General features: G+C 71.7%; 15 protein-coding genes and 1 pseudogene. 10 read left to right on the plus strand and 6 right to left on the minus strand.

Going from position 1 to position 13,711, the window contains the following annotated elements; all coding sequences use genetic code 11:
• Positions 1-170: 170 nt before the first annotated feature.
• Positions 171-719: a DUF5134 domain-containing protein gene (locus ACF07B_RS28095; RefSeq protein ID WP_369479691.1), complete on the minus strand. Its 549-nt coding sequence runs from the start codon at positions 717-719 to the stop codon at positions 171-173.
• Positions 720-953: 234 nt separating this feature from the next.
• Here ACF07B_RS28095 and ACF07B_RS28100 point away from each other — a divergent pair, with 234 nt between their 5' ends.
• Both ACF07B_RS28100 and ACF07B_RS28105 read left to right on the plus strand, forming a co-directional pair.
• Positions 954-2,597 carry an FUSC family protein gene (locus ACF07B_RS28100; protein WP_392180978.1) on the plus strand — a complete coding sequence of 548 codons (1,644 nt, stop codon included), beginning with the start codon at positions 954-956 and terminating at the stop codon, positions 2,595-2,597.
• A gap of 440 nt (positions 2,598-3,037) precedes the next feature.
• The gene (locus ACF07B_RS28105; protein ID WP_369479857.1) at positions 3,038-3,529 is read left to right on the plus strand and encodes a MarR family winged helix-turn-helix transcriptional regulator; all 492 of its coding nucleotides are present in this window, start codon (positions 3,038-3,040) and stop codon (positions 3,527-3,529) included.
• Positions 3,530-3,563: 34 nt separating this feature from the next.
• Here the strand turns inward: ACF07B_RS28105 and ACF07B_RS28110 are convergent, their stop codons facing one another.
• Positions 3,564-4,331, minus strand: coding sequence for a VOC family protein (locus ACF07B_RS28110; protein ID WP_392180979.1), 768 nt, complete (start codon positions 4,329-4,331; stop codon positions 3,564-3,566).
• 196 nt (positions 4,332-4,527) lie between these two features.
• Complete coding sequence (locus ACF07B_RS28115) at positions 4,528-4,914, minus strand: VOC family protein (RefSeq protein ID WP_392180980.1); 387 nt, start codon at positions 4,912-4,914, stop codon at positions 4,528-4,530.
• A 150-nt stretch (positions 4,915-5,064) separates the two neighbouring features.
• Between ACF07B_RS28115 and ACF07B_RS28120 the strand changes: the two genes are divergently transcribed.
• Positions 5,065-5,607: a GNAT family N-acetyltransferase gene (locus ACF07B_RS28120; protein ID WP_369479674.1), complete on the plus strand. Its 543-nt coding sequence runs from the start codon at positions 5,065-5,067 to the stop codon at positions 5,605-5,607.
• Between the two features lie 119 nt (positions 5,608-5,726).
• Here ACF07B_RS28120 and ACF07B_RS28125 read toward each other — a convergent pair whose 3' ends face one another.
• A complete protein-coding gene (locus ACF07B_RS28125) occupies positions 5,727-6,410 on the minus strand; it encodes a glycerophosphodiester phosphodiesterase (protein WP_369479673.1) in 684 nt (227 codons plus the stop codon).
• Positions 6,411-6,841: 431 nt separating this feature from the next.
• Here ACF07B_RS28125 and ACF07B_RS28130 point away from each other — a divergent pair, with 431 nt between their 5' ends.
• The 4 genes from ACF07B_RS28130 to ACF07B_RS28145 all read left to right on the plus strand — a co-directional run bounded on the left by ACF07B_RS28130 (position 6,842) and on the right by ACF07B_RS28145 (position 10,781).
• Complete coding sequence (locus ACF07B_RS28130) at positions 6,842-8,239, plus strand: DUF6421 family protein (RefSeq protein ID WP_392180981.1); 1,398 nt, start codon at positions 6,842-6,844, stop codon at positions 8,237-8,239.
• A 41-nt stretch (positions 8,240-8,280) separates the two neighbouring features.
• The gene (locus tag ACF07B_RS28135) at positions 8,281-9,036 is read left to right on the plus strand and encodes an SDR family NAD(P)-dependent oxidoreductase (RefSeq protein ID WP_384241504.1); all 756 of its coding nucleotides are present in this window, start codon (positions 8,281-8,283) and stop codon (positions 9,034-9,036) included.
• A complete protein-coding gene (locus tag ACF07B_RS28140) occupies positions 9,033-10,106 on the plus strand; it encodes a threonine aldolase family protein (RefSeq protein ID WP_392180982.1) in 1,074 nt (357 codons plus the stop codon). Before ACF07B_RS28135 ends, ACF07B_RS28140 begins: the two co-directional genes overlap by 4 nt.
• Before the next feature lie 102 nt (positions 10,107-10,208).
• Positions 10,209-10,781, plus strand: a complete 573-nt coding sequence (locus tag ACF07B_RS28145; RefSeq protein ID WP_392180983.1) for a transglutaminase domain-containing protein — start codon at positions 10,209-10,211, stop codon at positions 10,779-10,781.
• Between the two features lie 36 nt (positions 10,782-10,817).
• Here the strand turns inward: ACF07B_RS28145 and ACF07B_RS28150 are convergent, their stop codons facing one another.
• Positions 10,818-11,546 (minus strand): lysophospholipid acyltransferase family protein, encoded by a 729-nt coding sequence (locus ACF07B_RS28150; RefSeq protein ID WP_392180984.1) that lies wholly within the window; start codon positions 11,544-11,546, stop codon positions 10,818-10,820.
• A 185-nt stretch (positions 11,547-11,731) separates the two neighbouring features.
• Positions 11,732-12,148 carry a DUF4395 domain-containing protein gene (locus tag ACF07B_RS28155; RefSeq protein ID WP_392180985.1) on the minus strand — a complete coding sequence of 139 codons (417 nt, stop codon included), beginning with the start codon at positions 12,146-12,148 and terminating at the stop codon, positions 11,732-11,734.
• Positions 12,149-12,223: 75 nt separating this feature from the next.
• Between ACF07B_RS28155 and ACF07B_RS28160 the strand changes: the two genes are divergently transcribed.
• From ACF07B_RS28160 to ACF07B_RS28170, 3 genes and pseudogenes are all read left to right on the plus strand, one after another.
• Positions 12,224-12,637 carry a TlpA family protein disulfide reductase gene (locus tag ACF07B_RS28160; protein WP_392180986.1) on the plus strand — a complete coding sequence of 138 codons (414 nt, stop codon included), beginning with the start codon at positions 12,224-12,226 and terminating at the stop codon, positions 12,635-12,637.
• Positions 12,638-12,879: 242 nt separating this feature from the next.
• The gene (locus ACF07B_RS28165) at positions 12,880-13,389 is read left to right on the plus strand and encodes a flavin reductase family protein (RefSeq protein ID WP_392180987.1); all 510 of its coding nucleotides are present in this window, start codon (positions 12,880-12,882) and stop codon (positions 13,387-13,389) included.
• Positions 13,390-13,618: 229 nt separating this feature from the next.
• Positions 13,619-13,711, plus strand: a pseudogene (locus tag ACF07B_RS28170) (electron transfer flavoprotein subunit beta); the annotation flags it as partial.

Raw genomic sequence — 13,711 nt, forward strand, 5'->3', positions numbered from 1 at the left:
GGCCGAAGCCTATGAGCGGGGCCCGCCGCTGGATACGGTCAACGACCCCAAGTGACGTACGCCACGGGTTCGTACCGCGCCCGGACTCCCTCGGGCCACCGCCGGCTTCGGAGCGTGACCGCGCGCCAGGAGCGCGGTCCCGGCCTCCGAAGGCCGGAGCGTTAGCGACGTCAGAGCGTGACCAGCATCGCCAGCATCGCGATCCCCATCGACAGGCGGCAGACCTGGGAGAGTTCGGGGCGGTCGCCCCAGCCGACGGCGCGTGCCGTCGGGCCCGACGCGACGGCCGTCGGCAGGAGGCGGACGCCCGAGCGGAGTACGTAGCCGGTGAAGTACAGCAGGAGCACTCCGGTGAGGACGGGGGCGCCGGTGCCGCCGTGGACGTGGTGGGCCGGGGCGGTGGTCATCACCGCGGCCATGTAGACCATCGCGAGGGTGCCCACCAGATGGTGCAGATGGTGTCCACCGCCGCGGGCCGTCCACAGCGCGCGCAGCGCGGCCACGCCGAAGACGGCTGCGCAGGCGAGCCAGGCCCAGCGCGGCGGTGTCACCACGGCCGCCGGCACGGCCATCGCGGCCATGCCGAACCCCATGAGCGCCTCGCCGCCCGCGGTGCGGCGCTGTTCCTCGACGGGACTGCGCATGCGCAGCAGGCAGTAGGCCCCCGTCGCCGCGCACAGCGCGACGAGCAGCCAGCCGGGTGAAGCCGGTCCGTGCACCCGCGTACCTCCCCGCAAGACGATGTCGGACGCACGACGCGGGACACGCGATGCCGGGCGGAGGGTGCCGGGCAGCGGTGCCGGACATCGGACAGTCGGTCAGGGCATGCCCCGGGCAGCCGGTGCGCATACGAGCGCAGGGGTGTACACGGGGGAGCGTGCGGGGGTGCACCGCAGGTGGGGGCCGCCTCCCGGGAATGTTTTACAGGTAAAACACCTGCTAAGGTTATCGCCATGAGCAGTGCGACCCCTCTCCCTCCCTCGCGCGCCCGGCGGCTTCCGCTGGCCGCCGCGCTGCGCCTCGGCAGGCCCTCCGACATCTGGTTCAAGCCCGCCCTGAGCGTCGTCGTCGCGGTCGCCCCGCCCAACCTGACGCTGCTGGCGCTCGGCCGGCTGGACCTGGCGATGTACACCATGGCCGGGTCCCTCTGCGCGCTCTACGCCCACAGCCGCCCGTACGCCGCACGGGCCCGAGTCCTCGCCTGGGTGGTCGCCGGAATGCTCGGCGGACTCGGCGTCGCGCTCGTCACGGCCTCGCTCACCACGAACGCCGTCGTCCTGGTCACCGTCGGCGCGCTGCTGGCCGCCGCTCAGAAGGCCCTGTGCGACGCCACGCGCATCGGCCCACCGGGGCATGTCGTCCTCGCCTTCATCTCCTCGGCGTCCCTGTTCGCGCCGCAGAGCCTCGGCCAGGTGCCGGGCCACCTCGCGCTGGGCGCGGCGGCGGGAGCCTGGGCCTGGATCGTCGGCATGGCCCCCGGGCTCGTACGCCCGCACGGCCCGGAACGGCGTGCCACCGCACACGCGCTGAACGCCGCCGCCGTGTCCGTCGCGGCCCCGGACGACGCCCGTGCCCGCGCCGCCGCGGCCGCCGCCGTGCACACCGCCTGGCAGTCGCTGCTGTCCACGGGAGCCCGCTCGGCGCCCCGGCGCGCTCTCGAACGGCTCGTCGTACGGGCCGAGGTCGCGCTCGCCGCACCCGCCGACACGGACCCCGAACGGCTGCGCGGCTGGGCCCGCGAACTGTCCGGCACCGGCCCCGTCCCGCGCCCCGACGGACTCGGGGACGCCGCGGACGAACTCCTCGGCGTCGAGGCCGCCCTCTCCTTCGGGGAGCCGCCCCTGCTCGCCCGCCTCGGCCCGCTCGCCCCCATCGCCCTGCGCACCGCCCTCGGCTGCGCCCTCGCCGGATACGCCTCGCTCGCGCTCGGCGTCGGCCGTCCCTACTGGGCCCTGGTCACCGCCGCCTCCCTCTACCAGGCCAACGTCACCCTGACCTGGAGCCGCGGTGTCCAGCGCGTGACCGGCAACCTCCTCGGCGTCGTCGCCTTCGCCGTCCTCCTTCCGCTAGCCCACGCGGGCCCGGCGGCCCTCGTGCTGTGCTGCCTCGCCCTGAACTTCGGCGCCGAGGCACTGATCGGCCGCAACTACTGGCTCGGCAGCGTCTGCGTGACCCCCATGGCCCTGCTGATCACCGAGTTCGCGCACTCCCAGCAGCCCGGAGAGCTGATGACCGACCGGGTCCTGGACACCCTCGTGGGCGCGCTGGTCGGCTTCCTCGCGGCCGTCGCCGTGACCAACCGGCGGGCCGGTGACCGGATCGAGGAGGCGCTCACGGCGGTGGGGCGGGCCCAGGAACACGCCGCCGGACTGCTCGCCGAGGAGCGGCCCGACCCCGGCGCCCTGGAGTCGGCCCGCCGCCGTCTGTCCGCCGCCGTCGTCCACCTGCGCTCCGCCTCCGACGCCGCGTCGGGCGAATGGTGGAGGCGCGCCCTGCCGGAGGAGCGGGTGATGCGGGTCGAACAGGCCGGACACCGTACGCTCGCGGCGACGGTACGACGCCAGGGACTGCACTGCTGGGAGGGCGCACAGGCATGACGACAGCGGACGGGCGGAGAGCGGTGGACGGCGATCCCACGCCGGACGATGATCCGACGCCGGACCGACCGGAACCCGCCGAAAGTCCCCCGCCCGCCCCGGAGCCCACCAGCACCACGCCCGCCGGCGCGTCCTCCGGCACCGGGTCCGCCCACGCCGCGCCCGCAGAAAGCACGCCGGCCGACGCCGGGTCCGCCGGCAGCGCGACGTCCGGCACGGGGCCCACGGGCACCAGCCCCGCCGGCGCCGGTTCCGCCGCCGGATCCGCCGGCACCACGCCCGCCGGCGCCGGTTCCGCCGCCAGGACGACGTCCGACGCCGGGTCCGCCGGTACCGCGCCCGCTGACGGGGCTCCCGCGAGCACCGTGCCCGCCGAGCAGGTTCCCGCGACCACCGCGCCCCCCGAGCAGGCGCCCGGGGACAGGGCCGCGGTCGACACGGTGGCGGCCGTCGTCCGTCAGTGGGAGAACGTGCGGCCCGATCTCGACACCGGGCCCATGGAGGTGATCGGGCGGGTCAACCGCTGCGCCGCGCTGCTTCAGCAGGCCGAGGACGCGCCGCTGCGCCGGGCCGGACTCACCCGACCCGAGTTCGACGTGCTCGGGACGCTGCGCCGCACCGGGCACGAGCTGACCCCCAGCGACATCGCCCGCGAGACCTTCTCCTCGGGTGCCGCCGTCACCAAGCGGCTCAAGCAGCTGACCGAACGCGGCCTCGTCGAGCGGCGCGGCGACACCCGGGACCGCCGCGTCGCGCACGTCCGGCTGACCGACGCCGGACGGGATCTGGTCGACTCCGTCCTTCCCGATCAACTCTCCTACGAGACCGGGGTCCTGTCTGGCATCGACCGGGAGCGCCAGCGTGAACTGGCGTGCCTCCTGGGTGAGTTGCTCGGGCAGTTGGAGGGTCGGCTGCGACTGCCGCGCGCCTGACGCCGACCGGAGGCGGCCGTCGTTCCGGCCGGGGTCAGTGCTTCCCGCCCTCCGAGTAGATGCCGAAGGCCGCGCCCTGTCTGTCCCGGGCGACGGCCAGGCGGCGGTGGCCGCCCGGCTGGGAGACGGGCTCCATCAGCAGGTGGCCGTCCGCCATGAGGACCGCGTTCGCCGTGGCGTCCACGTCCTCGACGGCGAAGTAGGGCAGCCAGTGCGAGGGCACCTCGTGCGCGAAGTTCTCGTCCATCGTCACCATGCCGCCGAAGTCGGCGCCGTCGACGCCCCACTGCGGGTAGTGCGCCGAGGGCGTCACGGTCCACCCGAACACCGTCGTGTAGAACTCGGTCACCCGGTCCGGGGCCCGGGTCAGGAGCTCCACCCAGCCGAGCGAGCCGGGCGCGTTGAACAGTCCCGCGCCGGGGAAGGCCCGCGCCTGCCACATCTGGAACACGGCGCCGCCCGGGTCGAAGGCGACCGCGAAGCGGCCCACGTCGAGCACCTCCATCGGGGCGAGCGCGAGGGTACCGCCGGCGGCCTGCACGGCCGCCGCGGTCGCGTCCACGTCGGTGACGGCGAACGACACGTTCCAGGCGACGGGCTGCGACTCCTGGTAGATCGGGGTCATCGCCGCGACGGCCGCGTCCCCCAGGTGCGCGACGGTGTACCCGCCCGCCTCCTGACGCGGGTCCGTCTCCGGGCGCCAGCCGAACAGATCGGCGTAGAAGGCCTTGGCGCCCTCCAGGTCGTCGGTACCTAGCTCCGTCCAGCAGGGTCCGCCGGGCACCGGCCTGTCGAGCTTCATGACGTTCCTTCCGCAGCGAGCCCCCTCAGCACGCTAAGCCTGCCGCGCGGCACCGGCCATCCGGACGCCGGTTCCGGATTCCGTGACGGTCCGGTGGCCGTCGCCGTGCCCCGGGCGCGCGCCGGGCACTCCGGGGCCGTGCACGGGGGTGCGGGACGATCCGCGAGTCCGGCAGCCCGTACGGCCGGCCGGGACCTCAGGGCCGGTGGCGCAGCGGATGATCGGCCGGGATCTCGATGATCACGATCTCGGTCCCGTCGGGGTCCGCGATCCACATCTCGATCAGCCCCCACGGCTCCCGCACCGGCCCCCGTCGCACCTCGACGCCGGCGGCCGTCAGCTCCGCGTGCGCCGCCGCGATGTCCGCGACCTGGAGCCAGAGCTTCAGCGCCGGGGAGGGCGGTGTCTCGGATCGTCCGGCGACCTCCAGGAAGCCACCGCCGAGGAAGTACACGGTCCCGCGCTCGGGTCCCGTACCGAACTCGCGGTAGACGGCGAGGCCGAGTTGTTCGCCGTAGAAGACGCGCGAACGTTCCGGGTCAGTCGGACGCAGAAGAGTGCGGCTGCTCAGTACGTGCACCATGCGCCCCGAGCCTACGGCCTGTGTGGGGTGCGCACATCGCCGTCGTGCCGGCCGGGGCACGACGGCATCCCCCGCGACCGGCGGGCCGCTCGCGGGGGAGCGTTACGCTCGGGCGTGCCCAACCGCGCCACCGATCGGAGAACCGCTGCCATGGAAACCGCCGCCGCCACCGGACTGACCTTCCGCGACGCCGTCGACAGTGATGTGGACGCGCTGGTCGCGCTGGTCGAATCGGCGTACCGAGGGGACTCCAGCCGGGCCGGCTGGACCACGGAGGCGGACATCCTCGCCGGCCAGCGGACCGACGCCGAGGCGGTCCGCGCCGTCGTCCGGGCACCCGACAGCCGGCTGCTGACAGTGGAGCGCGACGGCGCCCTCGTCGCCTGCTGCCAGCTGGAGCACCGCGGCGACCACGCCTACTTCGGCATGTTCGCGGTCAGTCCCGCGCTCCAGGGCGGCGGGCTCGGCAAGGTGATCATCGCCGAGGCGGAGCGGACCGTCCGCGAGGTGTGGGGCGCGACGGAGATGCACATGACCGTGATCTCCGTACGCGAGGACCTCATCGCCTGGTACGAGCGGCGCGGTTACCGCCGTACGGGCCGGATGACGCCCTTCCCGTACGGCGACGAGCGCTTCGGTGTCCCCCAGCGCGACGACCTGCGCTTCGAACTCCTGGTCAAGCCGCTCGCCTAGGACCTGTCCGGGCCGGGGCCGCTCGGCGTGGACGCGGCGCCGTCGGCCGGGCCGCTCGGCGTGTCCTCACCGAGCGGCCCGTGCGTGTCGCCGCGGACGGCGCGGCGCACCGCGTCCGGCTACGCCGTGAAGCGGCCGGTCCGCTTGATCTCGGGGTAGTCGGTGGTGGCGCCGTCCAGCTCCAGAGCGCGCACCAGCCGCAGGTGGTCCTGGGTGTTCACGACCCAGCCGATGATCTTCAGGTCGGCCTTGCGGGCGTGTTCGACGACCTCCAGGCTCAGCCTGCGGATGTTGAGGCAGACGGTCGCGGCGCCCGCCTCGACCGCGCGGTCCACCACGTCGGTGCCGTAGCGGCTGGCGATCAGCGCCGTGCGGACCCCCGGCACCAGCCGGGCGGTCTCGGCGATCGCCTCGTCGTGGAACGACGACACCTCGACCCGCCCGACGAGGTCCTTGCGGTGCATCACCTCGGCCAGCGCCCTGGCCGCCGCGACGTCCTTGATCTCGGCCTGCAACGGAGTCCTGACCGCCTCCAGGACCTCCTCGAAGACGGGGACGCGCTCGCCGTGTCCCGCGTCCAGCGCGCGCAGCTCCGCCAGCGTCTTGTCGGCGATCGGCCCCGAGCCGTCGGTCGTACGGTCCACGTCGGCGTCGTGCATGACGACGAGAGCGCCGTCCTTGCTCAGATGCAGATCGAGTTCGATGAGGTCGAGGCCCGCGTTCTGGGCGGCGATGAAGGAACGGAGGGTGTTCTCGGGCTCGATACCCATCACTCCGCGATGACCGATGGTGAGGAAGTTCAAGATGCGACTCGCTTCCGTCGACGGCGGCTCGGCTCGCGCGTGGTTCCGGCGGAGCGGCCACGCGCCAGGCCGCAGCCTAATGGCCTGGCTGTGCCGTGTACCCGTTCCTACGCCGTGCAATGGGAGTGTCGGATTCACACGGCGCGGCGCGAGTGCCGTTCCCGGGCGCCGTGCCGGTGCGGCCCGGCGTTCCCCTCCGTGACGAGGGCCACGCGTACGCCGCCCGGGTGAGGGAAGCCGCAGGACCGGGCGGCGGCAGCCGGCGCCCGGCGGGACGCTGTGGTGTATGTCTCGCCTTGACGGTGTCGGACAGGAAAAAGAGCGGTGAAGGTGGGGGGTGCGCAGGATAATCTCCCGGGTTCCCTCTTGCGTAACGGAACCTCGCATACATACGGTGTCCATACGCGAGGTTTTCCTGTGGAGGATGGGACATGACGGAAGTTCTTGTGCAGGTGGGTTCGGAGGAGCGGGTTCCTCCCGTGGCCAGGGTGGTGGAGCACCCGGCATGGCCCGTGCTCAAGGCTGCCGTGGAGCAGATCCGGCCCTGGCAGTCCAAGGACGGCTCGATCGACTTCGAGGCGGACGGCGCCCCCGCCGCCGCCGACGTCGAAGCCGTCGTGCGCCGGGTGACGGAGGCGATAGACGAGCTCTCCCCGCTGCTGCCCCACGACGTCGCCTACCACGAGGCGCTTGTGAAGGACCTGCGCCGCTGGGCCGACAGCGGCTTCCAGGTGCCCGACTTCCTCGACTCGCTGCTGGCCTTCCAGCCCGCCGCGAACCGTGAGGACCGACTCCAGCACCTGGTCGTCTTCCCGATGTACACCCAGAACGGCAACCTGGACCGCAACCTCGAAGCGGTCGTGCTGCGCATGGTGTGGCCCGAGTGGCTCGCCGAGCTGGAGCGCACGCGCTACGACAACCCGCTGTTCTGCGGCATCACCTTCGAGGACTTCACCGCGGGGTACGACACCAACTCCGCCGTCCTCTTCCCCGAGACGATCGCGGTGCGCGAGGCGCCCGAGCGCTTCACCTGGGGCGGAATCTTCTGCGACCGTGAGGCCGCCCGCTTCCGCGCCGTCACCGACGCCGCCGTCGACATCCTCGGCCTCGACCTGCCCGAGGACATCGCCGCCATGGTCCACGACCAGGAGCGCTGCGAGAAGGCCTTCGTGCTCTGGGACATGGTCCACGACCGCACCCACAGCCACGGCGACCTGCCGTTCGACCCCTTCATGATCAAGCAGCGCCAGCCGTTCTGGATGTACGGCCTGGAGGAGCTGCGCTGTGACCTCACCGCCTTCAAGGAGGCCGTGAAGCTGGAGTCCGAGGGCGACGAGCACGGCCGCGACGTGCAGTACGCCGTCCTCTTCGACCGGATGTTCCGCTTCCCCGTCACCGGCGACCGCGTCCGCAACTACGACGGTCTCGGCGGACAGCTCCTCTTCGCCTACCTGCACAAGCACGACGTCGTCCGCTGGACCGACAACAAGCTGCACATCGACTGGCAGCGCGCCCCGCAGGTCACCAACCAGCTGTGCTCCGAGATCGAGGAGCTCTACCGGGCGGGCATCGACCGCCCCAAGCTCGTCCACTGGTTCAAGGCCTACGAGCTGGTCTCCACCTACCTCGCCCCGCACCCGGGCTCCCGCTGGGCCAAGGGCCCGGACGCGCTCGACCTGTCGCAGCCGCCGCGCAAGCTCGTGGACGACGTGCTTCCGGACGAGTTTCCCCTGAGCATGTTCTATGAGGCGCTCTCCAAGAAACTGAAGAACGTGATCGCCTCCACCAAGGGCATCACCGCGGCCGGCTCCGAGCGGGTCGCCGCGTGACCGACCGCGGTAGCGAGAACATTGCTCAGGAGGCGAAGACCATGGGGAACGGGGCTCTCAGCGGTGCGGTGGTCGCGGTGGCGGGTGCGGGTGGACCCGCCGGCCGCGCGGCACTGCTCAGGCTCGCCGAGGCGGGCGCGACCGTGATCGGCGCGGACAACGACGCGGAGCGACTGGCGGAGGCCGTGGACGCGGCCCGCTACGCGCACGGTGGCTCCACCGTCGTCGGCGACACCGTGGACCTGCTGGACCTGCAGTCGACCCGCGACTGGGCCGCGCGCATCCAGAAGGACTTCGGCCGGGTGGACGGGCTGGTCCACCTCGTCGGCGGCTGGCGCGGCAGCGAGACCTTCACCAAGACGGTTCTCGACGACTGGGACCTGCTCGAACTGCTGCTGATCCGCACGGTGCAGCACACCACGCTGGCCTTCCACGAGGCGCTGCAGTCCAGCGACCGCGGCCGGTACGTCCTGATCAGCGCCGCCGGCGCGAGCAACCCCACGGCGGGCAACGCCGCCTACTCCGCGGCCAAGGCCGCGGCCGAGGCGTGGACCCTGGCCATGGGGGACTACTTCCGCAAGGCCGGCATCGCCGAGGGCGCGGAGGGCGCGACGTCCGCCGCTGCCATCCTGGTGGTGAAGGCGTTGGTGCACGACGCGATGCGCGCCGAGCGGCCGAACGCGAAGTTCGCGGGCTTCACGGACGTCACGGAACTGGCCGAGGCCATCGTCGGAGTCTGGGACCGGCCCGCCGCCGAAGTGAACGGAAAGCGCCTGTGGCTGACCGAGAAGCCGTGAACCCTCCGAAGACCGACGCCCGCCGTCATCACGACCCGGCCGTCCGCGGTTTCGCCAGCGACAACTACGCGGGGACCCACCCCGAGGTGCTCGCCGCCCTGGCCCTGGCCAACGGCGGGCACCAGGTCGCCTACGGCGAGGACGCGTACACGGAGAACCTCCAGGGGATCATCCGCAGTCACTTCGGTGCCGGAGCGGAGGCCTTCCCGGTCTTCAACGGCACCGGCGCGAACGTGGTCGCGCTCCAGGCGGTCACCGACCGCTGGGGCGCGGTGATCTGTGCCGAGAGCGCGCACATCAACGTCGACGAGGGCGGCGCCCCCGAGCGCATGGGCGGCCTCAAGCTGCTCACGGTGCCCACGCCCGACGGCAAGCTCACGCCCGAACTGATCGACAGGCAGGCGTACGGCTGGGACGACGAGCACCGTGCGATGCCGCAGGTCGTCTCGATCACCCAGAGCACCGAACTGGGCACGCTGTACACGCCCGGCGAGATCCGCGCGATCTGCGACCACGCCCACGCGCACGGCATGAAGGTGCACCTGGACGGGTCCCGGATATCCAACGCGGCCGCCTCCTTGGACGTCCCGATGCGGACGTTCACCAACGCGGTCGGCGTCGACATCCTGTCGCTGGGCGGCACCAAGAACGGCGCGCTGTTCGGCGAGGCGGTCGTCGTCCTCAACCAGGACGCCGTCAGCCACATGAAGCACCTGCGCAAGCTGTCCATGCAGCTCGCCTCGAAGATGCGCTTCGTCTCGGTGCAGTTGGAGGCGCTGCTGGCCAAGGATCTGTGGCTGCGCAACGCCCGGCACGCCAACGAGATGGCCCAGCGCCTCGCCGAGGGCGTCCGCGCCGTGCACGGGGTGGAGATCCTGTACCCGGTCCAGGCCAACGCGGTCTTCGCCCGGCTCCCGCACGACGTGAGCGAGCGGCTGCAGAAGCGCTTCCGCTTCTACTTCTGGGACGAGACCGCCGGCGATGTCCGCTGGATGTGCTCCTTCGACACGACCGAGGACGACGTCGACGGCTTCGTGGCGGCGCTCAAGGAGGAGATGGCTCAGCAGTAGCGGAGCCGCAGAGCACCAGCGCGCAAGGATGGCGTGCATAGATATGCGGCCACCTGAAAAGTCATTGACTCTCGGGTGGTCGCATTCCTATGCTCTACGGGCATGGAGCTGATCCAGAGAACCAGGGACCTGTCCGCCTATCTGGCGGCCGACGAGGTGGTCGACCACGGTCATCCCCTCGTCCGCGAGACAGCCGCGCGACTCGCCAAGGGATCCGTCGACTCGTATGCCTATGCGCGAGCGGCGTTCGAATTCGTGCGGGACACCATCCCGCACTCGGCCGATTCCGGCGATCCGCGGGTCACCTGGCGCGCCTCCGACGTCCTGGAGCAGCGCACGGGCATCTGTCACGCCAAGGCGCACGCGCTGGCCGCGCTGCTGCGGGCCGAGGACATTCCCACCGCGTTCTGCTACCAGAGGTTCGAGGTGCTGCACGGTCTCGTCGCCGTACGCCTCGACGGCGCCTGGCACCGGCAGGATCCCCGAGGCAACAAGCCCGGTGTGGACGCCCGGTTCTCGCTCGACGGCGAACGGCTCGCCTTCACGCCCGACCCGGACCTCGGCGAGCTGGACTATCCGGGCCTGTACGCCGAACCGCACCCTGCCGTCATCGGCGCGATGCGGGCGGCCCCCGGCCGGGAGTCCCTGATCAGGACGCTTCCCCTCGCGCTGTGAGGCGGGGGGAGCGTCCCTCATGGTGCGGGGAAGGGGTCAGCGGGCCTCGGCCGCGCGCACCTCTTCGGGGGTCGGGGCGGTGCCACCGAGATGGGCGGGCATCCACCAGGTGTCGTCCGGCCCCTTGGGGCGTACGGGATAGGCCCGCTGTGCCGCTTCGAGCAGCTCCTGGACCCGCTCGCGCAGCCGCCGGGTGATCGCTCCCGCGTACTGGTCCTGCGGGGCCTCCACGGGCTCGCCGACCCGGATGGTGATCGGGGTGTGGCTGCGCTTGAAGTTGCGCGGGTGGCCCTTGGTCCACAGCCGCTGGGTGCCCCACAAGGCCATGGGGATGAGCGGAACGCCGGCCTCCTGGGCCATGCGCGCGGCACCGGACTTGAAGCTCTTCAGCGTGAAGGACTGCGAGATGGTCGCCTCGGGGAAGACCCCGACGATCTCACCGGAACGCAGGGAGTCCAGCGCGTGCTGGTACGCCGTTTCACCCTGGGCGCGGTCCACGGGGATGTGCTTCATGCCCCGCATCAGCGGACCGGAGATCTTGTGCCGGAAGACCGACTCCTTCGCCATGAAGCGCACCAGGCGCTTCTGCGGCAGAGCGGCCAGGCCGTCGAAGATGAAGTCCAGATAGCTGATGTGGTTGCTGACCAGCACGGCGCCGCCCGAGCGCGGAATGTTCTCCGATCCCTTGCAGTCGATCTTGAGGTCCCACGCCTTGAAGAGCGTTTGGGCGAGGCCGACGACGGGACGGTAGACAATCTCTGCCATGGACGGGGTGGACCCTTCTCTCTGCCTGGGAAGGGGTCTCCCGGCGGGAAAGTTACGCTGCCGTAGGTTTACGGCAATGCGCAGATCGTGCCCGAAGAACGGACGGGTGGCCAGCCCTGGTGCCGTGGAACGGCGAGATCCTCGTCACGTCGCCCCTTGATCCACCTCGGGGTTTTAACCCACCTTTACTTTGCGCGTACCGTCACGCGTCGTACGACCAGGTACATCTCACACCCGAGGCAGTACCCGAACGCGGCATTGAGAAACGCCGCGCCGAGAGCGCACGCGGTTGCCGCCGAGCCCAGCCACGCGGGCCCCACGGTCCAGCCGATCAGGCCCACCGCGGCGAAGGCCAGCCCGACCGCCTGGGCGAACCGCGGGGGCTCCGGCGCCTCGAACTCCGTCGGCGGGCCGAGCCGCGGCCGTACGGCCTTTCGGAAGACCCAGCCGTACGGCGAGCGGGCCACACCGCCCGCGGCGCCCAGGGCGAAGGCGAGCGTCTGCCACGCCAGCAGCCAGACGCTTCCCGTGATCAGCGTGATCGCCAGCACGACGGTGGTGACCACCGCCCCGAATCGCGGTCCTCTTGTGTCGATGTCCATGAATCAAGCATTCCGTACGCGGGGTGGAGGGTGACCCCGGGATTCTTTGCGGTCTGATGAATGCTTGTGCATGTGATGAACGGACTTGTGGTGTGCGTGGCGGTGCTCGCGGTGGCGAGCGTCTTCGGAGTGCTGCACCGGTGGCGGAGCGGGAGGGTGCGGGTGAGCGGGCGCGACGGCGGAAAGCGGCTCGGCGCGGGGGAACTGGGCCAGGCGCTGGGGGAACGGGCCACGCTCGTGCAGTTCTCCAGCGCCTTCTGTTCCCCGTGCAGGGCGACCCGGCGGGTGCTGGGCGAGGTGGCCGACATGGTCCCCGGCGTGTCGCACGTGGAGATCGACGCCGAGGACCACCTGGACCTCGTACGCGATCTCGGCATCCTCAAGACACCCACCGTGCTCGTGCTCGACGCCGGTGGGCGGATCGTGCGGCGGGCGACGGGGCAGCCGCGCAAGGCGGACGTCATCGCCGCGCTCGGCGAGGCCGTCTGACCGGCGGTGATCATGGTGAGCCATCTCGCACATGCCCGTACGCCCTTGACTGCGCCCGCCGCCTCTCGTCAGCCTGACCGTATGTCACCGCACAGCCTCCTTCCCGCGTCCGCCGACATGGACCCAGCCCGCACCGCGGGCGCGCGCGGTCCGGGCTGTTGACCGGCCAAGGACCGTCTCCCGCCCCCGGTTCCGCCCGAGCGGCGGGAACCTCACGTCGGCTCTCGCAGAAGGACAGCTCCATGACGGCCACGCCCGGCCTCGGTACCCCACGGCCCGCCTCACCGGATCTGCTGCGCTCCGTGTTCCGGCGGCACGCGGCCGGTGTGGCCGTGATCACCGCCTCGGGAGCCCGCGGTCCCGTCGGTTTCACCGCCACCTCGCTCACCTCGGTGTCGGCCGAACCCCCGGTCGTCTCGTTCGGCATCGGCACCGGAGCCTCCAGCTGGCCCGCGATATCCGAGGCCGGCCATGTCGGCGTCCATGTGCTCGGCGAACACCAGCGGGAGCTGGCCGCCACCTTCGCCCGCAGTGGCGCCGACCGGTTCGGCGCGCCCACCCGTTGGCGTAAGGGGCCCGAGGAAGTTCCCGTGCTCGACGACGTCCTCGCCTGGCTCGTGTGCCGCGTCGTGGCCCGGGTCCCGGCGGGCGACCACCGCATCGTCCTGGCGGAGGTCGTGCTGGGCGATCACTCCGGCGTGGGCGGCCCCCTCCTGTACCACCAGGGCCGGTTCAACAGCCTGCGCGACTGAACCCGCGGGCCGGGCGGCTGCTCGGGTACTCGCCGGTTCACCTCGCTGGTTACACAGCGTTGCGAAGGTCACATTCCAAAGCGCTTGCTTAGTGTGCGCCCAGTGGGTGTACTGGTGAGTAATATTTCGTTCGGAGCGCGGGCCGCCCCGACCGGGATCGGCCGCTTCAGGCGCCTATGCTGCCTGAAAGAAGGCAGCCCAGAAATGACGATGCAGTAGGAGAGCCGGCGTGAGCTTGAGGATCGTTGTCACTGTGAAGTACGTGCCCGACGCCACTGGCGACCGGCACTTCGCCGATGACCTGACCGTCGATCGTGACGAC

The sequence above is a fragment of the Streptomyces sp. NPDC015532 genome (assembly GCF_043078065.1).
GTDB lineage: Bacteria > Actinomycetota > Actinomycetes > Streptomycetales > Streptomycetaceae > Streptomyces.

Excerpts from the sequence above, each read along its gene's own strand:
- ACF07B_RS28100 (WP_392180978.1), top strand. The coding sequence starts at position 954 with ATGAGCAGTGCGACCCCTCTCCCTCCCTCGCGCGCCCGGCGGCTTCCG.
- ACF07B_RS28110 (WP_392180979.1), bottom strand. The coding sequence starts at position 4,331 with ATGAAGCTCGACAGGCCGGTGCCCGGCGGACCCTGCTGGACGGAGCTA.
- ACF07B_RS28165 (WP_392180987.1), top strand. The coding sequence starts at position 12,880 with ATGACGGCCACGCCCGGCCTCGGTACCCCACGGCCCGCCTCACCGGAT.
- ACF07B_RS28130 (WP_392180981.1), top strand. The coding sequence starts at position 6,842 with ATGACGGAAGTTCTTGTGCAGGTGGGTTCGGAGGAGCGGGTTCCTCCC.
- ACF07B_RS28120 (WP_369479674.1), top strand. The coding sequence starts at position 5,065 with ATGGAAACCGCCGCCGCCACCGGACTGACCTTCCGCGACGCCGTCGAC.
- ACF07B_RS28150 (WP_392180984.1), bottom strand. The coding sequence starts at position 11,546 with ATGGCAGAGATTGTCTACCGTCCCGTCGTCGGCCTCGCCCAAACGCTC.
- ACF07B_RS28155 (WP_392180985.1), bottom strand. The coding sequence starts at position 12,148 with ATGGACATCGACACAAGAGGACCGCGATTCGGGGCGGTGGTCACCACC.
- ACF07B_RS28160 (WP_392180986.1), top strand. The coding sequence starts at position 12,224 with ATGAACGGACTTGTGGTGTGCGTGGCGGTGCTCGCGGTGGCGAGCGTC.
- ACF07B_RS28145 (WP_392180983.1), top strand. The coding sequence starts at position 10,209 with ATGGAGCTGATCCAGAGAACCAGGGACCTGTCCGCCTATCTGGCGGCC.
- ACF07B_RS28115 (WP_392180980.1), bottom strand. The coding sequence starts at position 4,914 with ATGGTGCACGTACTGAGCAGCCGCACTCTTCTGCGTCCGACTGACCCG.
- ACF07B_RS28135 (WP_384241504.1), top strand. The coding sequence starts at position 8,281 with ATGGGGAACGGGGCTCTCAGCGGTGCGGTGGTCGCGGTGGCGGGTGCG.